The 20,214-nt window shown below is 36.3% G+C and carries 19 protein-coding genes; 14 read left to right on the top strand and 5 right to left on the bottom strand.

What is annotated here, in order from left to right:
* Positions 1-50 precede the first annotated feature (50 nt).
* The 10 genes from V4538_06510 (at position 51) to V4538_06555 (ending at position 9,631) form a co-directional block, all read left to right on the top strand.
* Entirely contained in the window at positions 51-1,724 is a 1,674-nt protein-coding gene (locus V4538_06510; GenBank protein ID MES2380672.1) for a hypothetical protein, read from the top strand.
* A 24-nt stretch (positions 1,725-1,748) separates the two neighbouring features.
* Complete coding sequence (locus V4538_06515) at positions 1,749-2,498, top strand: PPK2 family polyphosphate kinase (GenBank protein MES2380673.1); 750 nt, start codon at positions 1,749-1,751, stop codon at positions 2,496-2,498.
* 138 nt (positions 2,499-2,636) lie between these two features.
* Positions 2,637-3,104 (top strand): DNA starvation/stationary phase protection protein, encoded by a 468-nt coding sequence (locus V4538_06520; GenBank protein MES2380674.1) that lies wholly within the window; start codon positions 2,637-2,639, stop codon positions 3,102-3,104.
* A 127-nt stretch (positions 3,105-3,231) separates the two neighbouring features.
* Positions 3,232-3,960 carry an ABC transporter permease gene (locus V4538_06525; GenBank protein MES2380675.1) on the top strand — a complete coding sequence of 243 codons (729 nt, stop codon included), beginning with the start codon at positions 3,232-3,234 and terminating at the stop codon, positions 3,958-3,960.
* A gap of 2 nt (positions 3,961-3,962) precedes the next feature.
* Positions 3,963-4,718: an ATP-binding cassette domain-containing protein gene (locus V4538_06530; GenBank protein ID MES2380676.1), complete on the top strand. Its 756-nt coding sequence runs from the start codon at positions 3,963-3,965 to the stop codon at positions 4,716-4,718.
* Positions 4,719-4,759: 41 nt separating this feature from the next.
* Positions 4,760-5,470 carry an MlaD family protein gene (locus V4538_06535; protein ID MES2380677.1) on the top strand — a complete coding sequence of 237 codons (711 nt, stop codon included), beginning with the start codon at positions 4,760-4,762 and terminating at the stop codon, positions 5,468-5,470.
* Between the two features lie 123 nt (positions 5,471-5,593).
* Positions 5,594-6,451 carry a S1/P1 nuclease gene (locus V4538_06540; protein MES2380678.1) on the top strand — a complete coding sequence of 286 codons (858 nt, stop codon included), beginning with the start codon at positions 5,594-5,596 and terminating at the stop codon, positions 6,449-6,451.
* The gene (locus V4538_06545) at positions 6,435-7,166 is read left to right on the top strand and encodes an MbnP family protein (GenBank protein MES2380679.1); all 732 of its coding nucleotides are present in this window, start codon (positions 6,435-6,437) and stop codon (positions 7,164-7,166) included. The genes V4538_06540 and V4538_06545 overlap by 17 nt, the downstream gene beginning before the upstream one ends.
* Positions 7,163-8,185 (top strand): cytochrome c peroxidase, encoded by a 1,023-nt coding sequence (locus V4538_06550; protein MES2380680.1) that lies wholly within the window; start codon positions 7,163-7,165, stop codon positions 8,183-8,185. The genes V4538_06545 and V4538_06550 overlap by 4 nt, the downstream gene beginning before the upstream one ends.
* Before the next feature lie 90 nt (positions 8,186-8,275).
* Positions 8,276-9,631 (top strand): YHYH protein, encoded by a 1,356-nt coding sequence (locus V4538_06555; protein ID MES2380681.1) that lies wholly within the window; start codon positions 8,276-8,278, stop codon positions 9,629-9,631.
* Between the two features lie 119 nt (positions 9,632-9,750).
* Here V4538_06555 and V4538_06560 read toward each other — a convergent pair whose 3' ends face one another.
* The 3 genes from V4538_06560 to V4538_06570 are packed head-to-tail and all read right to left on the bottom strand — an operon-like array spanning position 9,751 to position 12,404.
* Positions 9,751-10,263 (bottom strand): hypothetical protein, encoded by a 513-nt coding sequence (locus tag V4538_06560; protein MES2380682.1) that lies wholly within the window; start codon positions 10,261-10,263, stop codon positions 9,751-9,753.
* Positions 10,264-10,268: 5 nt separating this feature from the next.
* Positions 10,269-10,865, bottom strand: a complete 597-nt coding sequence (locus V4538_06565; GenBank protein ID MES2380683.1) for an outer membrane beta-barrel protein — start codon at positions 10,863-10,865, stop codon at positions 10,269-10,271.
* 21 nt (positions 10,866-10,886) lie between these two features.
* Positions 10,887-12,404 carry a T9SS type A sorting domain-containing protein gene (locus V4538_06570; GenBank protein ID MES2380684.1) on the bottom strand — a complete coding sequence of 506 codons (1,518 nt, stop codon included), beginning with the start codon at positions 12,402-12,404 and terminating at the stop codon, positions 10,887-10,889.
* Between the two features lie 88 nt (positions 12,405-12,492).
* Here V4538_06570 and V4538_06575 point away from each other — a divergent pair, with 88 nt between their 5' ends.
* The 3 genes from V4538_06575 to V4538_06585 all read left to right on the top strand — a co-directional run bounded on the left by V4538_06575 (position 12,493) and on the right by V4538_06585 (position 16,752).
* Positions 12,493-15,447: a triple tyrosine motif-containing protein gene (locus tag V4538_06575; protein ID MES2380685.1), complete on the top strand. Its 2,955-nt coding sequence runs from the start codon at positions 12,493-12,495 to the stop codon at positions 15,445-15,447.
* 64 nt (positions 15,448-15,511) lie between these two features.
* Complete coding sequence (locus tag V4538_06580) at positions 15,512-16,156, top strand: response regulator transcription factor (GenBank protein MES2380686.1); 645 nt, start codon at positions 15,512-15,514, stop codon at positions 16,154-16,156.
* Positions 16,157-16,242: 86 nt separating this feature from the next.
* Positions 16,243-16,752 carry a peptidylprolyl isomerase gene (locus V4538_06585; protein MES2380687.1) on the top strand — a complete coding sequence of 170 codons (510 nt, stop codon included), beginning with the start codon at positions 16,243-16,245 and terminating at the stop codon, positions 16,750-16,752.
* A gap of 72 nt (positions 16,753-16,824) precedes the next feature.
* Here V4538_06585 and V4538_06590 read toward each other — a convergent pair whose 3' ends face one another.
* Entirely contained in the window at positions 16,825-17,214 is a 390-nt protein-coding gene (locus V4538_06590; protein MES2380688.1) for a hypothetical protein, read from the bottom strand.
* A gap of 135 nt (positions 17,215-17,349) precedes the next feature.
* Between V4538_06590 and V4538_06595 the strand changes: the two genes are divergently transcribed.
* On the top strand, positions 17,350-19,218 hold the full coding sequence (locus tag V4538_06595) for a CHRD domain-containing protein (protein MES2380689.1): 1,869 nt from the start codon (positions 17,350-17,352) through the stop codon (positions 19,216-19,218).
* A gap of 77 nt (positions 19,219-19,295) precedes the next feature.
* Here the strand turns inward: V4538_06595 and V4538_06600 are convergent, their stop codons facing one another.
* Entirely contained in the window at positions 19,296-20,084 is a 789-nt protein-coding gene (locus V4538_06600; protein ID MES2380690.1) for a galactosyltransferase-related protein, read from the bottom strand.
* Positions 20,085-20,214: the final 130 nt, after the last annotated feature.

The raw sequence follows: 20,214 nt of genomic DNA on the forward strand, positions 1-20,214 counted from the left end.
CAGATAAACACAAGCTAACAAGTTGGATATACGATGTGGTTTTTGAAGACATGAACACCAACGACTCCATTGTTCCTACTGAATTTAAAAAGAAAAAAACTGTCAACCCTTTTCTTAAGTACAAAGGGAAAATCATCAGGAAAATAGATATTATAGTACTTGATCCTTTTGGTTATTCCGTAAACGATTTTTATGGGAAAAATCCCGATTACATAGAAAAACTGGGGAATAAATACCACATTACAACCAAGGAACAGATAGTAAGAAATTTATTATTGTTTAGACCCAACAAACCGGTTGATGTATTGGAGTTAAGTGAATCAGAAAGGTTATTGCGTTTGTCGCCTTATACCTTCGATGCCAGGATTTATATTCAAAAAACATTAGCCAAAAGCAGTGATAGTATTGATATTTTAGTAATAACACAAGACAGGTGGACCGCCACTGCTACCAGCACTTTTGATTTAAGTGCTCCTGATATTATTTTAACTGATAAAAATATACTTGGTTTTGGCCATCAATATGAACAAGGTTTAGCCTGGAATTTTAACGACCAGATGATTACCACATCAGGTCGTTACTCTATTTTCAATATCAAAAAAACATTTATCAGTACAGCCATTTTCTATGCAACTACCAAAGACCATAATCAGGTTGGTGTTAGCGTTGAACGGCTCTTTTTCTCGCCCTTAACCAAATGGGCCGGAGGTTTAAGCCTTATAAAAAACAATACTGTTTATAAGCAATTTTATTATGAGCCCGATATTACCAATACATATACTTTAAACTATAATACACTCGATTTTTGGGCAGCCAAAAGTTTTCCTTTGGTACAAAATAAAGATGCAGCCATTGACAAAAGAAGCAGCAACTATATAGTAGGTGCACGCTATTTTAAAACGGAGTATTTTGAAAGGCCTTTGTTTACCATTGATACCGACCAGGTAAACAGGGACCAATCCTTATACTTAGCCAATTTTGGATTCTCGCAAAGAAAGTATTACCGCGACAGGTACCTTTTCAGGTATGGTGCCAATGAAGATATTCCGCAAGGAAATGTTTTTGAAATAGTAGTGGGCGCCCTGCAGAAGGAAAGAGCAGACCTCCGGTATTACTCCGGTATAAAATACGGAACAGGTAAACATATTTACGACTTTGGTTACATTTCATTTGGTGCCGGTTATGGCACTTTCTATAATGCGAATTATATTGGTACAGGAGTCGTCAATATAGAGTCGTTTTACTTTACTGATTTAATTAAAAAAAATAGGTGGTACTTCCGGCAGTTTGCACGCTTTAAACTTATAGAAGGCATTGACCGCGAAAACTATGAAAGTTTAAATATAAATGGCTCGCAGATGTATGGCTTTTCAAGCGACCGATTAAATGCCAAGAGCAAAATGATAATTAATCTGGAGTTTGTAATGTATGCACCTTACAAATTCATAGGCTTTCAGTTTGCTCCTGTTCTGTTTTATGGTTTTGCAGGCCTAGGCGATAATTTCGGCAGTATGTTTAGCAATACATTTTACCAGGCTTTTGCCTTGGGTGTATTAATTCGAAACGAATATTTAGTGAGTAATACTTTCGAAATTTCTATTGGTCTTTACCCATATATGCCGGGCAACGCTGACTATACTTTAAAAGGTAACCCCATTGGCAGTTACAATATAAAAGCCAATGATTACTTTATTACCAAACCCGATTTGGTTTCTTATAAATAAGCAATCTTAATAAATAACTCTGTTATGAAAAAACATATTGATTTAGATAAAATGTCAACGCTACCTGATAAAAAAATAAACAAAGCGGAGGCAGACATTGAAATGGTTAAGCTCACTGAACAGCTCACCGATATACAAGATAAGTTATATGCGCAAAACAAATATGCCGTATTGATTGTGTTACAAGGTATGGATACTGCCGGAAAAGACAGTGCTGTTAAACATGTTTTTTCAGGTGTAAATCCGGCAGGGTGCAATGTAAAATCATTTAAAGCACCTACTGAGGAAGAAAGTGCTCATCACTTTTTATGGCGCATCAGTAAAGAATGCCCACCCAAAGGAATGATAAAAATATTTAATCGTTCGCATTACGAAGATGTTTTGGTACCAATGGTTAACAAATTACTAAGCAAAAAAGAATTAGAAGACCGTTGCCACGAAATAAATACATTTGAAAAAGGCTTGGTAAAAAACAATACCATTATCATCAAGTTCTTTCTTCACATTTCGCACGAGGAACAAGAGGAACGACTGGCAGAAAGAAAAACCAATCCACGTAAGCAATGGAAGTACCAGAAAGGTGATGTGAAGGACATAGCTATGCATAAGCACTTTAAAAATGCTTATGAGTTTATTTTTGAAAACTGCGATAATGCAGTAAACTGGCATGTTATACCGGCCGATAAAAAATGGTATAAGAACTATGCTATTTTACAACAGATAGTAAAAACACTATCGCTTTACGATATTGACTACCCCAAAATAAAAAAGTAAAAACAAAACTTATGTAACAGTAAACAAAAAAGAAATTGATTACTTTACACCAGAAATAATTTAACTATTATATCTTTAACAGATTATATAAAGTTAAATTATAATAAATATCAATCCGCACTTAAACCCAATAAAATAATGAAACCACAAATAGGCATTGCAGAAAAAGACTTAAAGATAAGCATTGATATGCTTTCAACCATTTTAGCTGATGAAATGATTCTATATGTAAAAACAAGAAAATTTCATTGGAATGTATCAGGTGAAAGTTTTATGGAATTACACCAGTTATTCCAACGCCAGTATGAGTCGTTAGAACAGCTCATTGACTCCATTGCTGAACGCATAAGCAAACTGGGAGGTAAAACCATTGGCACCATGAATGAGTTTAGTAAATTAACCAGACTAAAAGAGTCGCCCAATAAATACCCTTCACAAAAAGAAATGTTAAAAGAACTATTGGCTGATTACGAAAAACTGATAGTTGAAATACGTAAGGATATAGACAAAAGCAAAGACAAAGATGTTGTTACCATTGATTTTTTAACCGGAGTTATGGAGCAACACGAAACCACTGCCTGGGTGCTTAGACGTTACTTAAACTAAACGTATATCCATGAATAATACAACAACAGAGCCGGCAACAAAAGCTGCCGGCACAAAAAAAAGACTGGGTGCAAAAACGGTGCAAGCCGTTATAAACAATAATTTTATCCAGACCTTTTTTATTGATATGGCTACGTTTTTTATGTTTATGGGTCGTTTCTTTAAAGAAATGGTTCAACCACCATACGAGATAAATGAAATAGCTAAACAATCCTATTTAATTGGATACAAATCGCTTTCACTGGTGGGCACTACCGGCTTTATTATGGGCTTGGTTTTAACCATTCAATCGCGGCCAACCTTAGCCGAGTTTGGTGCTGAATCATGGCTTCCGGCTATGATATCAGTTTCTATAGTACGTGAAATAGGCCCTGTTATTACCGCTTTAATTTGTGCCGGTAAAGTGGGTTCAAGCATTGGTGCTGAATTAGCCTCTATGCGTGTAACCGAACAAATTGATGCCATGGAAGTTTCAGGTATCAACCCTTTTAAATACGTTATTGTAACACGTGTATTGGCTACTACTTTAATGCTTCCTATCTTAACCATTTTTAACGATGTAATTTCTATGCTGGGTTCATTTGCCGGTGTAAACATAAAAGGCAGTGTAAGCTTTTACTTATACTTTGCACAAGCCTTTGCACAACTGAGCTTTACCGATGTTTTTCCTTCGTTAATTAAAACCATTTTCTTTGGTTTAAGCATTGGTTTAATAGCTTGCTATAAAGGTTACAATGCCAACAAAGGAACCGAAGGTGTTGGACTGGCCGCTAACTCGTCAGTAGTGCTTACTTCGTTAATGGTTTTTGTTATAGATATAGTAGCTGTTCAAATTACCAGCCTTTTTATAAACTAACTATGAAAGCTGAAAAGAAAGAAACAAACGCTGGTGAAACTGTTGTACAAATAGAGCATTTAAAAAAATCGTTTGGTACCAACCATGTATTGGTTGATATTAATTTAAACATTAAGAAAGGTGAAAACGTAGTTGTATTAGGTAAATCAGGTAGCGGAAAATCAGTATTGATTAAATGTCTGGTAGGGCTTATAGAGCCTGATGATGGTAAGCTGATCGTATTTGATAAAAATATGATGGAGCTTGATAACAAGGAATTAAATGCCATGCGGAAAAAAATTGGCTTCCTGTTTCAAAGTGGCGCATTATACGATTCTATGTCAGTGCGTGAGAATTTAGCTTTTCCTTTACGCGATGCAAAAGATTTAAGCAAAGAAGATATAACCAAATTAATAGAAGAAGCCTTGGCCAATGTAGGCCTTTCTGAATCTATTGATAAATCGCCTGCTGAGCTATCAGGCGGTATGCGTAAACGTCTGGGTTTGGCGCGCACACTCATTCTTAAACCCGACATCATGTTATACGATGAGCCAACTACAGGACTTGACCCTATTACCTCCAAAGAAATAAGCGAGCTAATAATAAAAGTACAAAAGCAAAACAATACCTCTTCTATAATTATAACACACGATATGCCTTGTGCTAAAATAACAGCCAACCGTATAGTAGTTTTTAAAGAAGGGGAAATAGCCGCAGAAGGCACCTATGAAGAGCTCGAAAAATCAGAAGATGAATGGATACGTTCTTTCTTTGAATAAAAAAAATACTATTAAAATATAACCTTTAAAATATACAAACCGTGCAAAAACAATCCGTTAATAAGATAAAATTAGGAATATTCATTACCATCGGTATAGTATTATTCCTTGTGGGTATTTACTTTATAGGTGAAACCAAAAAAATATTTAGTTCTACCTTTAGAATAAGTGCTAGGTTTAAAGATGTAAACGGACTACAGGTAGGCAATAACGTGCGTTTTGCAGGTATCAATGTAGGTACTATTGAAAACATTGAAATTATAACCGACTCTACCGTACAGGTAGATATGATTGTAGATACAAAAACACAAAAGTTTATAAAAAAAGATGCCAAAGCCATTATAGGTTCTGATGGATTAATGGGCAATAAAATAATGAACATATCAGCAGGAACAACCGGTAAGCCTTTAATTGAAAACAATGATATTATAGGTACAACTATTCCTGTAAGTATGGATGATTTATTGGCGAAACTTAAAACCACCAGCGATAATGCAGCACTTATTACCAGTGATTTGGCTGCTGTTATAGGCAATATACGTTCAGGTAAAGGAACCATTGGTAAGCTGTTTATGGATACTGTATTTGCTGAAAACCTAGATAAAACTATTGTAAACGTAAAACAAGGAACCAAAGGCTTTAAGCAAAATATGGATGCTGCTAAAAACAGTTTCTTACTACGCGGGTTCTTTAAGAAAAAAGAAAAACAGGAAAAGGAAACAGAGAAACCGGAAACAGAAAAGAAAAAATAAAACCTGTTTTGGTTTTTTAAACTTGATGAAGGCATAACATACGTAGCCGATAGGTTTATTGTTTAATAAATTATTTCTGCTACGTTTGTGTTTACCCTAAAACAATCAAAATTTATGAAACCTATGAAGCACATTTTATTGACCCTATCCTTATTTTTTACTACTACACTTTTGCTGGCCTGGGGACCTAACGGGCACCGCATTGTAGCACAAGTTTGTACCGATAACTTAAGCAAAAACGCCCGGGCAGAAATTAAGAAAATACTCGGTAACGACTACCTGACTCAAATAGCTACCTGGCCCGATTTTATCCGTTCGGAAAAACAATGGGATTTTACCAAATCATGGCATTACATAAGTGTTGATTCAGGCAGAACAGTACAACAGGTACTTGACTCTACTGAAAAAATAGCCGGTGTAGACAATGTAATTGAAGCCATTGATTTAATGAAACGCATTTTAAAAAACGATGCTGCAGCTACCAAATACTTACAAGACTTAGTTGATAAAAACCAAGCATCGCTGTTATCAAACTCCATTAAAGCTACAGCATTGGCTTTCTTGGTTCACTTTATTGGCGACATTCACCAACCTATGCACGTAGGTAAAACCAGCGACTTAGGCGGCAATACCATCAGTGTTTTATTCTTTTCCGACAAAACCAATTTACATTCCGTTTGGGATGGAGGCATTATTGAACAACAACAACTAAGCTTTAGCGAGTTTGCTGCCTTTGTAAACAAAGATCAGATGCCCAATAAAAAGATTTGCGAGAAAGACCCGGTTACCTTATGGGCAACAGAATCAATATTGGTGCGCAATAAAATTTATACAGCCCTGTATGCTGCCAGTATTGACAAGAAAACCGAACTACCTGTATTATCCTACCAATACATACATGATTTTATAAGCCCTGTTGAACAACGCTTAGGAGCCGCAGGTTTCCGCGCAGCTTATGTAATGAATGAACTCTTTAAATAATACCGCTGCTATCAATCTGCTTAAATTAAAATACTGCTGCTTTATTGTATGGCTTATAAGCTCATTTAATAGTGCAGCGCAGCAACAAAGCATTAGCATACAAAGTAAATTATTGTATGCTAAACAAGTTTTAAAGCTAAACCAATGGCTTTATAATAGCCCGCATACTGATAGCATCATGCTTACCAATGTGCAGTTTTATTTATCAAAAATAGAACTGTTGAACAATGGTAAAATAGTATGGCAAGAACCCAACAGCTACCATTTACTATCGGCTGACGATTCTAACTCATTACGTATACAACTTTCAACTCCTGCTAACATACCCTTTACCAGTATCCGCTTTCATATTGGTATAGACAGTGTCACCAATTATGCCGGAGCACAAGGAGGCGATTTGGATCCCACAAAAGGTATGTACTGGACCTGGCAAAACGGATACATCAATTGTAAGCTGGAAGGTAAAAGCACGCAATGCAATACCCGATACAATGAATTTACTTTTCATATAGGCGGTTACCTGTTTCCGGACAATGCATTGCAAACAGTTAATATTCCTTGTAACAACACAAACACTGTTGATTTAAATATTGATATAACAAAATGGTTTGATGGTATTGATTTAAGCAAACAAAACCATGTGATGTCACCCGGCCAGGAAGCTGTTCTGCTGGCAAACAAACTAGTTACCTTATTCAGCATTCCACAAAAATGAAAAATAAAGTATTTATTTTTATTGGTTTATGCCTGTTTCTGTTTGCCTTTACTGCTAAGGAAAAAGCATTGTTTGAAATACCTAAAAGCTGGCCGAAGCCCTATTATAATTTTGCTAAAAATAAACTGACAGCCGAAAAAATTCTATTAGGCCGTGTACTTTTTTACGACCCGATTTTATCGCGTAACAATACCGTTTCGTGCGCTAACTGCCACTCGCCATATAATGCCTTTACGCATGTAGACCATGCACTAAGCCATGGCATAGATGACAGGATTGGTACCCGCAACAGTCCCGCTTTAATGAACTTAGCCTGGCACCCATCATTTATGTGGGATGGTGCTATTAACCATTTAGATATGCAGGCACTGGCACCCATTAGCAGCCATACCGAAATGGATGAAAACTTTGTCAAAGCTGTCAATAAATTACAACAACAAAGCAAATACAAAACGCTTTTTTATAACGCCTTTGCCGATAGTATGGTTACCGGTGAAAGGACTTTAAAAGCCCTTTCACAGTTTATGCTTACCCTTGTATGTGCCAATACTAAATACGATAAAGTAATGCGCAAAGAAGACAGCTTTACTGTTCAGGAAAACAATGGCTATGTGCTGTTTAAACAACATTGCGCTGCCTGCCATACCGAACCGCTGTTTACCAATTTACAATTTGAAAATAACGGACTGCCCATTGATACTACTTTAAATGATTTAGGCCGCATGCGAATAAGTAAACTAACAAAAGATTCGTGCAAGTTTAAAGTACCTACCTTGCGCAATATTGAGTTTTCGTTCCCCTACATGCACGATGGTAGGTTTAAACGCTTACAGGAAGTATTAAACCACTACACACAAGGTATTCATCAAACGAGGACATTGGCTAAACCATTACAAAAACCTATACTGTTAAACACCAATCAAAAGGTTGATTTAATTGCATTCCTGCTTACTTTAAGCGATAAAAGTTTTTTATTCAATCCGGCATTTGCTTACCCTAAAGAGGCACTGAATAAGTAAGCAACAAAAGTTTAGTAATCCGAATATTATTAAAAATTTATAACAAGTATTCATTGTATAAAAAGTATTTTCGTAAAAGAAAAAAAACCTATGAAAAAAACTTTTACTGCACTTTCCCTTTTGTTAATTGGTAGCATGCTACAAGCACAAACCAATCCGGCTATTTTAAACTGGCTGCAAAACAATACCACTACAGGCCGTCATTATGTGGCTGGTAACTCCACTCCTATTTCAGATGCTGCGTTGGCTAACTGTCAAAGTATAAAATACTCCGCTACTTCAGTGTATGTAGCTACCAATGGTATCCCCACTTATATTACAGGCCCTTTCTTAGACAATAATCCATCACTGGCTACTGCACAAAATGCTATTTTTAAACTGCCGTTAACGCCTGTTCAAAACACAGGTACGCCAACGGCTACAACCGGTGGTAATATTGGTTTATTTATTAATGGTGTTGCTTTGTTCGATTATAGGGATGGCGTTTCGTGGAGCAATGCAAGCCAGGCGCTTAAAGGTGGCCCTTTGGGCGGAATGGGTGACGGTGTTTGGAACAGAGATGCCATTGTAGCGGAACGTGCCGGCTTTGATTGTGCCAAAGCACATCCTGCTATGGGTAATTACCATCACCACCAAAACCCAAGTGCTTTTAGCTTAGATTTAAAAGTTATTTCAACGGTTTGTAACTTATATGCAGCTGATGGTTTGTATGCCATCGACTCTACCAAACATTCTCCTTTAATAGGTTTTGCCTACGATGGTTTTCCTATTTATGGTGCTTATGCATATAAAAATGTAGACGGAACGGGTGGCATTGTAAGAATGAAAGCAAGCTATAGCTTAAGAAATATTACGACAAGAACTACTTATTCAAACGGAACAACTGTAACCGCAGGACCTGATGTAAATACAACCTATCCGCTTGGATTATTCAGGGAAGATTACCTATACAATGCGACCAGTGCCACAACACCTGATTATTTAGATGAACACAATGGCCGTTTTTGTGTAACACCCGAATACCCCAATGGTATTTACTGCTATTTTGCTACGGTTGATGAGAATTGGAATTCTGCTTATCCATACGTAGTGGGACCTACTTTTTATGGGGTAAAAGCGGCCGCAAAAGTGACAAGCATTACTGAAACAGTTACTACTTATACACCAAGCAGTACCTCCGTTAAAAATATAATTGATGCGTCAAAAATAAATGTATATCCAAACCCGGCAAGCGATGCAGTAGCTATTCAGCTAAACCATTTAACTACCAATAATATTACAGTTGAGTTATATGACTTAGCAGGAAAATTATTACAAACAAATACTTTATACCAAGGCAGCACCATTGTACATTTTGATACACGTACGCTTTACGAAGGACAATACATCATCAAAATTATAGATGGCAATAAGGTTGTAAACAAAAAAATAATACTTACTAAATAAACTTGCAACATAGGCTCCGGGTTTTGCTCGGGGCTTATGTAGTTTTAATTGGTTTGTATTTCTTACGCTTTTCTATTTTTATAGCCCCCAACACAGTAGAAAACCTTAAACAGTCCTGTTTATTTTTTGCGTATATAATGCGATACGAAAGCATTTTTCCAATCTATCCAAAGGTTGTTTTCATCTATCCTGGTAATCTTATGAACATCAGAAAACTTACGTATTGATTCTATCGTGGTAATAATCTCTTTATTCTCCGCTCTACAATAAAAACTAGAAGAATTATCTTGGCTGGTCCACGTTATTGGATTAGTAACTTCTGTTAAAATTTGTTTGCCCACAGAGTCTTTTGGTGAGGTTCCTTCATTAAAACTAAAATCAACATAACCAATGGAGCTATTATACCTGTCAAAACCACAATTATCAATACATTTCGTAAATCGAATCAATGGAACCTGACTATAAAACCAACTAAAAAAAGTATCATTGGGTGTATTGTCATAAGCTCTATACACCTCAATCCATTCCCCGTTTAAATCAGGTACATTTCTTTGTGGCTCCGCTTCGTCATTATTGGTTTGTGTGCAAGCAGTAAACCCGAAAAATATAATTAGTATGTATACACTTTTCATGTTGCTTAAAATTTAAGTGTTATGCCTGCATTTAGCCTGCTGATTTTATTGGTACTCGCTTCTGCTGTAACACCAAAGTTTTCTGAAAAATAATACCGGCCACCTAAAGTTAAGGGTAAACCAATATATAGTTTTGTTGCATCATAAGCCGCTGCTGTATTTGCATAATTATCCGGATCTGCTTCATACGACCATGCTACCATGTGAAGTCCTGCTCCCGCATAAACATCTATTTTATCGCTGCTATTTCCTAAAAAATGAACAAGTACCCGACTGCCTACCCCATAACCATCTCCGTTCCAGTTAATCTTCTCGCCTGAACCGTTTCCTTTGGTCACCTCTAACTTTGAATTGTTGTATGAAAAGGTACCACCTATACTCATCCAGCTCATAATAGCATAATCCCAAGTAAACATGATAGAGGGTGTATTGGTTCCTGAAACCTTGGTTGGCAATTGATAATTAAAATCCTCGGTCATATAATCACTACCGTAACTCAATCCTATTTGACAAGAAATAGCACTTTCTGCATGCTCATTCTGAGCAAAAGTATTTACTGCGTTTATTGCTAATAAACATACTATATAAAATATCTTTTTCATTGCTGATTACTTTTTTGCTTTTTAATGAATCAATAATTTTTGAGTAGAAACAACGCCATCCGCTATTACCTGCACCATATAAATACCTTTTGTTAATTCACCCAATGTTATATTCATTTCACTGGTATTTACAGACTCCCTTCTTATCATTTCTTTTCCTAATTTATCGGTAATTATTACCTTCATTTCATGAGCTTGTTCGCTTAGTTTTATGGTTGTTTCCAAGTTAGCCGGATTGGGGAAAATACTGGCTTTAACAGCTTCATTTATACTTGGGGTGTTTGTACCACCACCACTTGTATTATTATACCTTAGCACCACATAATTGCAACTACCAGTGCATTTGTTTCCCGCTACAATTATTTTACCATTGCTTTGTACAGCCATTGCCTCAGCCCTGTCACCATCGGCTGTAGTTACGGAAGTAGTGGTAAAGCCATTTGTACCAAAAGTATTGTCAAGTGACCCATTGCTATTTAACCGGGCAATAAAAAAATCGGTTGCAGAACTGTTTACGTATGTTGAACCTGAAACAATAATTTTTCCATTGCTTAGTGTTTTTATAGCCATCGCATAATCATTATTAGCGCCTATATTTATACTTGCTTTTCCTGCTGTTCCAAAGTCTGTATCTAAACTGCCATTGGTTTGAAGGCGCAATAATTTTAATTCAGAAGTAGTACCTGAGCCATAACTCATAACTACTTTGCCATCTGCCTGAACAGCAACAAGACATACATTTCCGCCAAAAATTGTCTCACTAATAACTAATTTACCTGTCGTATTAAAAGCTACATCAAAACTGCCATCAGCATTTAATTTTCCAATAGCGGGTTGGTTACTTGAATAACCACTGATAATAAATTTACCATCAGCCAGTATTTTTATATCGCTTAAAGTATTGAGCGATACGGGTGCAAAAGAAACACCAAGCAGTTTGCCATCTGTATCAAAGGTATTATCTAAACTGCCATCTGTATTGTATCTGGCTACTACATTGGCATTAAACATATCTGTTCCTCCTGAACCAATAATTACTATTTTTCCATCTGCCTGAATAACCACTTTACTGGCCACATCATTTGATGTGCCCTGAATATTGGTTGTTACTTTTCCATTTGTTCCAAAAGTATTATCAAGACTACCATTGGTGTTTAAGCGAATCAAAGCAATGTCGGTATGGTTGCTTATAATAGCCGAGCCAACTACTATCATTTTTCCATCTGCTTGTATAGCCATATCCAATGCATTGTCTGTTTTGGTACTAAAGTCAACAACTACAACTCCATCGGTGCCAAAAGTATTATCTAATTTTCCATCGCTATTAAGGCGCACTATACAAAAATCGGTGCCACTGGCATCGCTCTTGGAGCCCGCTGTTACAATTTTTCCATCGGTTTGTATACTTACACCCTTAGCAGCGTAATTTCCTTCAGCCAATGCAATGCCATTGGTTCCAAAAGTTTGGTCTAATAAGCCATCCTGGCTAAAGCTTAAAAAAGGCAATAATGTTCCAATAATCAGTAATAGTTTTTTCATGATGATTTTGTTTGATTTGTACGGAACAAAAATCTAACCTTATTAAAATTTGGTAAATACAGCATATGCTGTATTTTTATAGCAGCCAATGAAAAAAGTACTCGTCATTATTATTTCATTATTCAACCAGATATTGTTTGCGCAATTACAGCGCAACTATACCACCTATAATGTAGACAATGGTTTGGCTCAAAATACGGTATGGGATGCTACCCATGATTATAAAGGTTTTTTATGGATTGGAACTGCCGATGGACTGAACCGTTTTGATGGATATAAAATGCACCATTACCGCCATGAAACAAATGATAGCAATTCTATTTATGGTACTACCGGGTTTAATTTTTACGAAGACTCTTTAAACAATTTATGGGTTGGGCACGACAGGGGTTTAAGCATTTATAACCGGGTGAATAATACCTTCAATAACATTTTTAAAAACCCAAATGGAATAAGCATTATGGGGATAGATAATGATGGAATACTATGGGCAGTATCTGCTGCCAAATACATTTACGGATTTGACCTAAAAACCTTTCAATTAAAACATACCGTTTTTGCAAACCAATACTGGCATAATTCATACGGGGCTCTTATTGCAAGCGTAAAAATAGGGTCTTCCTTTTTTATTGGTTTTTCAAGAAATACTATCCTTCAATTTAAACCTCATTCTTTATCATTCCAACTCTATTCAACCCCTTTTCCAATCAATTCTACCATTCATTCATTAAGCGAAAATATGTTTTGCTCATTTTTAGGTAATAAGGCCGCTATTTTTACTGTTGTAAATGACTCTGCAATAATAAGCGTAAAGGAATATGCGAATGCAGATACGGCCTATTACCGTTTTAGTGGAGGTATTGTTTATAATCATAAATTATACGTTGGAGGCCAAGCAGGATTATTTGTATTTGATGCAAAAACCTTAAACTATGAGGAACACATTAGCTCTTTTGAATACAAACAAAATGACGCCTATCCTTATGTTCAAACAGTAAAAAAAGATGACAATGGCAATTTATATATATGCAGCAATGGAGGAGGGCTACATATTTATTCACCCTACAAAAACAAGTTTAAACATTATACAAACAACTCTCCCAAGAAAAGCTTATTCAAATCAATTACTACTACCAACGATGGGAAAATATTTGCGGGTTGTCATGCTGAAGGTTTTACTATTTTTGATTCCAATGGCTATTATGAAACATTTAAGCCTGAAGTAATGGCTCCTAATGCCACCGTTCACGGTCTGTATAAATTGTCAGAAAATGAGTTGCTACTTACGCATTTCAACAGTATTTATAAATACAATATTAAAACAAGGAGTTATAAAAGTATACCTTTTGATAAGGAGTTTTACGCTATTAACTACCCTTACTTCCAAAAAGTAGGCAATCAACTTTGGCTAAACAGAAATAACAGTGATGATGCGGCTATTTTCAATGTATTTACCGACAAAAAAATACTTAGTATTCAAAATAATAATATTAACTGCCATATTAAGTTAAATCAAAACAGTGTTTTATTGGGTACCACAAAGGGATTGCTTTTGTATAATTTAAATACAAAAAAAACTAGCCCTACAAAAGTGCGGGATTTTGTTAAGTCAATACTGATTACTACCAACAATAAAATATACGTTAGCACGATTGTTGGTTTGTATGTGTTAAACATAAATGGAGCAATTGAAGCCCATTACTCCTCCAACAATGGACTAAAAAACAATTTCATTTATGGTGCACTGGAGGATAATAATGGTAAAATTTGGTTTAGTCATAACCGAGGTATAAGCGTATTCAATCCTCAAACTGCTGCTTTTAAACATTATGGTGTAAACGATGGTTTGCAAAGCAACGAGTTTAATACAGGCGCCTATTATAAAGATGAAAAGGGGTTACTTTATTTTGGAGGTGTAAACGGAATAAATGTAATTGATCCAACCATTTTAACTGAAAACAAAAAAGTCCCTCAAATTGCCATCAATGAAATATTGTTAGGTGATATGCCTTATAAAAGTGATACGGCCTATAATGAAATTAATATTCTTACCCTTTCTTACTTAGAAAATACTTTGTCGTTTGATTTTTCTGCTTTGGAATTTAGCCAACCCGAAGACAATACTTACCAATATAAAATGGAAGGTATAGATGAAAAGTGGATTGAAAGTGGCACCAGACATTTTGCCCGTTATGCCAATTTACCTCCCGGCAATTATATATTTAAAATACTGGCTTCCAATGGCGATGGGCACTGGAACCCACAAGCCCGTGAATTGTTTATCAATATTATTCCTCCGTTTTGGCAACGAACATGGTTTTATGCACTGCTGTTTTTATTAAGTATTGCAGGTATTGGAAGCATTATACTGGTTTACATAAACCGCCAAAAAATTAAGTTAAAACGTGAGTTAGAAGTACAACATAAACTGGAACAAGAGCGCTCACGTATTTCGCGCGATTTGCACGACAATGTAGGAGCACAACTTAGTTACCTTATTACCAATGTAGAGTGGATGTTACAACACCCCGACAGAATAAACAAAGAAGAGGAGCAGCTTCGCTTACAATCATTGAGCGAAGCCGGACGTAACGCTATTCTTACCTTGCGGCAAACTATTTGGGCCATTAGCCATACTGAATTAACGGTAGAAGATTTTGCCGACAGGTTTAAGCAATTTGCATTGAAAATGATTGAATTTAATACTGGCGTACAAGTACATTTTCAAGAGCATTTTATGCATACCAAAACACTATCGCCTGCGGTAGCACTAAATATGTTTCGTATTTGCCAGGAGGCATTTAACAATTGTTTAAAACATGCCCGGTGCACCGTGATTAATATTCAATTTGATAGTAACAGCGATTTTGTATTTACTTTTACCATTAACGATAATGGAGTTGGTTTTAATTGGGATGAGGCTAACCAAAAAGGACATTACGGCCTTATTAATATGCAGGCTCGGGCAAAGGAAACGGAGGCTGAACTTATTATTAAGGCTGAAAAAGGAAAAGGAACTACCCTTATTTTACAACTAAAATAGTGCATTTGCTGTATTGATGAATTACAACCATATGGAGACTTTTGATAGCAAAAAAAATAAAATCATGCACATTGCTATTGTTGATGATAAACAACCCAATAGGGTATCGTTACAAGAAAAACTAAGTTTTCTGAAAGACATAAACGTTGTTTTTTTAGCCGCTAATGGCGAAGACTTTTTAAACCAGATAAAAGCACAAAAACAAACCATTGATGTAGTGTTAATGGATATAGACATGCCCCTCATGAACGGCATAGAAGCCGTAAATATTGCTACCGGCTTATACCCTGATACCAAGTTTTTGATGCTCACTGTTTTTGATGATGATGACAAAATATTTGAAGCCATTAAAGCCGGAGCCATTGGCTATTTGCTAAAAGATGAAAACGTAGATAAAATAATAGATGCCCTTTGGCAAATTGTTGAATATGGAGGTTCGCCCATGAGCCCGCGTATAGCCCGTAAAGCATTACAGTTGTTAATGGGTGCCAAAATAGAAAAGAAACAAGTAGAAGAAACTGTTTTATCACCACGCGAAATGGATATATTAAAGGGTTTGGTAGATGGTTTGGATTATAAAAGTGTGGCAGAAAAACTATTTATCAGTCCGCATACCGTTAGAACACATATTACCAAAATATACCAAAAGCTGCATGTAAACAGTAAAATACAAGCTGTTAACTTAGCCGTTAAAAACAGGTGGTTTTAACAGGTAAATTGCTTTCGGAATAATTCTTAGGTTAGCATAGCAATAATACTTACCTTTCGCCCTTTATTTTTTACATTATCAATAACATGGCAATAGAAGCAAACAAAGTAGTAACGCTTAGTTACAAGCTATCAGACAATAAAACAGGAGTACAAATTGAAGAAACTTCTGCTGATAATCCAATGGTATTTTTATTTGGTTCGGGCGGACTTATTCCTGAGTTTGAAATAAATATACAAGGTAAAAACGTAGGCGATACGTTTGAGTTCTCCATCGATGCTGAAAATGCTTATGGAAATCACCAGCCACAAGAAATTGGTAAAATTCCTGTTGATTCATTTTTTAATGAAGACGGTAAACTGGAAGAAGAATACGTGTACGTGGGTGCTTTGGTACCTATGACGGACCAGGACGGAAACCAATTACAAGGTGTAGTTGTAGACATTACTGACGAATACGTTGAAATGGATTTTAACCACCCGTTAGCCGGTATTGATTTAAAGTTTGAAGGCAAAATATTGAATATACGCGAAGCCACACAAGAAGAATTAAGCCATGGCCATGCACATGGAGCAGACGGACACCACGACCACTAATTAGGTTATTATAAATACTGAAAAAAAGAGGCAGGTTGAAAAATTCAACCTGCCTCTTTTTATATTGTGACATTAGTTTTGGGGAGCTCCATTGGCTATCCAAATCATTATTTTTCTAATATTACAATCGCTCATTTTTTGTGTTTGATCCAATGGCATAGGTACTGCACCCGGGCTATGGTTAATGGCTTTTGCCACATGTCCGTTGTCAACTTCAGCTTTTAAAACGGTATAATCCTCCAAATTATATCCGCTGCCTTTGGTAGTATAAACACTGCTACCATGACAGCGTGAACAATTTTCAGTCAATACATTTTTAATGGTAATACTATAGGTAACCATTGCGGTATCGCACATTAAACTATCATTAGGCAATGGTTTTTCAATCACTACATTCTTCATTGCATCGTGTTTGCAGGCAAATAACAACATTGTTAATATTATCAGTAAAAAAACTTTCATGCTATAGGTACGTATAAATTGTGTTTATGGTTTTAATGCTTTGACTTTCTTCCTACAACAGCTTCTTTTTTAAATGTAAAAATCCAAACTTGTATTGTTCCCGTATATGCATTCACAACATTAAAAAATACATATATGAAAAAAATAGTACACTCCCTTGTTACGCTTGCCTGCCTAACTATAGGTGTTAACGCAAGCAAAGCCGATCATTTGGCTGACCGATTAACTTTTTCTGCCCGCTTACAACCTGCTCCGGGTTTAACTTCTACTGGAAATGGCGTTGCCGCATTTATGCTTAACTCCACCCGCGATACGCTTTATTTTACTATTAGTGCCGCTAAACTAAGCAGCGCTATAACGGGTTACCATATTCACAACAACCGTACGGGTGGCAATGTTATTATTGATTTTGACGGAAAGGTATTAGGTAATACTGTTGGTAGTTTTTTAACTGGTACACAATTAAGTGGTTTATTAAACGACTTTATTCAAGGTAACTTATATGTAGCAGTGCATACTACCATTAATCCTGCTGTTGAAATTTTAGGCTTTGTTAAATTAGAGTCTGACTGGGGTTTTGCTGCTTCTTTAGACGGAACGCAAGCGGGTACTGGTTCAACAGCTATTGGCCATGCTGCTATTAATTTTGGTATGAAAGGCGATACCGCTACCATACGAGTAGCTACCAACTTAAGCAATAAAATAAACGGTGTACATTTACACTTTGGTAAAATGGGACAAAGTGGTGCTGTTGCCTTGCATTTAGAAGATTTAATAATGGCTGATAGTATATCGCTTGTTGGTGGTGTATCCATAGCTGCTGCTGACTGGACTCCTTTATTGGCTTCGTTAATGGCTGACAGTATTTATTTAAACTTACATACGGCTGCTAACCCAGGTGGTGAAATACGCGGCCAGTTAAGAAGCTCTAAAAACTTACGTTTTGATGCTTGGTTAAACAGTGCAGCTATTACTGCGGGTGGTGGCACTTTAGCTAAACCATCTATGGGTTATGGTGTATCTACTTTGTGGTTAAACAACAGCATGGATACTTTACAATACCATGTGTTTTTTACGGGCTTAACCAGTCCGGCTAATGCTGCTCATTTTCACAATGCCGAAGCCAATATGAGTGGTGGTGTAGTAAAAGAAGTAACTGTGGTGGGTGGTAATATGATTTCGGGTATGTGGACCAAAACGGATGCTACCAATCCTTTAACGCCTATGTTATTAAGCGAATTATTAAAAGGTAGCCTTTACTTTGTAGTACATACTGACAGCAACCCGGGTGGTGAAATACGCGGACAGGTTTACCGTTTAGCGAGAGAAGGCTTTATAGCTGAATTAAACGGCATGCAAGCAAGCACACCAAGTGGCGCACAAGGAACGGCTGTAGCCAGTTACGACCGCGACCGTACTAATTTACACAGCATGGTTGCATTTGACGGATTACAAGGTACTGTTACTGCGGGGCATATTCACTTTGGTAAAGCCGGACAAGCGGGTGCAGTAGCTATGGATTTGGATCCGTTTACCAATAACGGAAGCTACTTGTATTTAAAAGCCAATAACAACTTTAACAATACTACTTCTATAGCCATGAGAAGAAACGATAGTTCTTATGTTAACATACACACCTCCTCATTTGCCAATGGAGAAATAAGAGGTCAGTTAATGCGTTACTACCGCATTTCATCAGCTACTACTGATACTACCACAAGTACGGGTGTGAATGAAAAATTAGTAAACAAATCTTCGTTAAATGTATATCCTAACCCTGCTGCTGCACAAACGCAAATAACTTTTGACAGTAAAGTAAGTGGCTCCGCTACTGTAGTACTTTACTCAATTACAGGTGCTAAAGTGTTAACACTTACTCAAGCGGTACAAGCGGGTAATAACAATTATTCTATTGATTTAAGTAACTTAAACAATGGCATTTATTTTATCAGTTTATCTATCAATGGTGAGTCGGTAAGCAACCATAAATTAATGAAAAACTAGTTTATCAATAAAATAAGCTAAACCATAAAAGAGGCGAGTTGAAAATTTCAACTCGCCTCTTTTTTATACTTCAAATACTAGTTTAAATGGGCATACTTAGGATTGTGTGTGGTATGCCAATGGTGAAAAAAACTGGCCTGTTGGTTACGGATAATGGTATATTTTTCTTGATGAAACCTCAACCACAGTTCGGTGTCTTCATAACCCCAAGTGATATATTGTTCGTTTAGTCCACCTATTTGTTCGTACGCTTTTTTGGTACAGGCAAACATGCCTTTACTTCCATACTGTTCCCATACGCCATTTTCTTTGGCCACTTTAACGGGCTTATTTTTAAACAGGAAAAAATAAATAGGAAACCAAACTGTTTTTTTACCTGTGTAGTTATTGCATAAACTCACTATGTTTTGGGGTAATGATAAATCGGCATCGCAAATAAAAACAATAGGCGAGTTTGCCTGCGCTACTGCTTTGTTAAAACTATAGGAGCGGCTGAAAGCTCTGTTTTCGCTATTGAAAACCAGCTTGCCTTTCCATTGCTGCCTGATAGCCGCCTGTAAATTTTCTATATCGTTTGAGTTACAATCAAAAACAGATAACTCTATTAATTCCTTGTTGGCAGCCTTATTTAAACTGGCTAACAGGTTGTTTAAATAATTATCGGAACGGTTGTATATACCGGTGCAAATGGAAACGGGTTGTAATGGCTTTTTAGGTACCAGTTGCCTGTATAAAAAGATAAGGATGCCTTGTATATCTGCATACAAAGTAAACCAGCTTACTTTACGTTGTGGTGCTTTAAAAACATACCAAAAAGGAAAACTAATAAACGTGGGTATTTTACTTTTCAGCTTTTTAACAACCATATTATGCGCAAAGTAAAGGAGTCTTCGGTGTTTTAAAAATTTGCCTCTCTTTATTTATCAACTTTGATTTGATATACTTGTAAAATCATCCTATTAAGCATAAGCAAGCTATAAAGGTATTTATTTAGCC

This window comes from Bacteroidota bacterium (assembly GCA_040388375.1).
Taxonomy (GTDB): Bacteria; Bacteroidota; Bacteroidia; order UKL13-3; family UKL13-3; genus JAAFJM01.

What these genes read in the sequence shown, in the direction of transcription:
- V4538_06510 (MES2380672.1), top strand. Translation starts at nt 51, where the DNA reads ATGAACACCAACGACTCCATTGTTCCTACTGAATTTAAAAAGAAAAAA.
- V4538_06515 (MES2380673.1), top strand. Translation starts at nt 1,749, where the DNA reads ATGAAAAAACATATTGATTTAGATAAAATGTCAACGCTACCTGATAAA.
- V4538_06520 (MES2380674.1), top strand. Translation starts at nt 2,637, where the DNA reads ATGAAACCACAAATAGGCATTGCAGAAAAAGACTTAAAGATAAGCATT.
- V4538_06525 (MES2380675.1), top strand. Translation starts at nt 3,232, where the DNA reads ATGGCTACGTTTTTTATGTTTATGGGTCGTTTCTTTAAAGAAATGGTT.
- V4538_06530 (MES2380676.1), top strand. Translation starts at nt 3,963, where the DNA reads ATGAAAGCTGAAAAGAAAGAAACAAACGCTGGTGAAACTGTTGTACAA.
- V4538_06540 (MES2380678.1), top strand. Translation starts at nt 5,594, where the DNA reads ATGAAGCACATTTTATTGACCCTATCCTTATTTTTTACTACTACACTT.
- V4538_06545 (MES2380679.1), top strand. Translation starts at nt 6,435, where the DNA reads ATGAACTCTTTAAATAATACCGCTGCTATCAATCTGCTTAAATTAAAA.
- V4538_06550 (MES2380680.1), top strand. Translation starts at nt 7,163, where the DNA reads ATGAAAAATAAAGTATTTATTTTTATTGGTTTATGCCTGTTTCTGTTT.
- V4538_06555 (MES2380681.1), top strand. Translation starts at nt 8,276, where the DNA reads ATGAAAAAAACTTTTACTGCACTTTCCCTTTTGTTAATTGGTAGCATG.
- V4538_06560 (MES2380682.1), bottom strand. Translation starts at nt 10,263, where the DNA reads ATGAAAAGTGTATACATACTAATTATATTTTTCGGGTTTACTGCTTGC.
- V4538_06565 (MES2380683.1), bottom strand. Translation starts at nt 10,865, where the DNA reads ATGAAAAAGATATTTTATATAGTATGTTTATTAGCAATAAACGCAGTA.
- V4538_06570 (MES2380684.1), bottom strand. Translation starts at nt 12,404, where the DNA reads ATGAAAAAACTATTACTGATTATTGGAACATTATTGCCTTTTTTAAGC.
- V4538_06575 (MES2380685.1), top strand. Translation starts at nt 12,493, where the DNA reads ATGAAAAAAGTACTCGTCATTATTATTTCATTATTCAACCAGATATTG.
- V4538_06580 (MES2380686.1), top strand. Translation starts at nt 15,512, where the DNA reads ATGCACATTGCTATTGTTGATGATAAACAACCCAATAGGGTATCGTTA.
- V4538_06585 (MES2380687.1), top strand. Translation starts at nt 16,243, where the DNA reads ATGGCAATAGAAGCAAACAAAGTAGTAACGCTTAGTTACAAGCTATCA.
- V4538_06590 (MES2380688.1), bottom strand. Translation starts at nt 17,214, where the DNA reads ATGAAAGTTTTTTTACTGATAATATTAACAATGTTGTTATTTGCCTGC.
- V4538_06595 (MES2380689.1), top strand. Translation starts at nt 17,350, where the DNA reads ATGAAAAAAATAGTACACTCCCTTGTTACGCTTGCCTGCCTAACTATA.
- V4538_06600 (MES2380690.1), bottom strand. Translation starts at nt 20,084, where the DNA reads ATGGTTGTTAAAAAGCTGAAAAGTAAAATACCCACGTTTATTAGTTTT.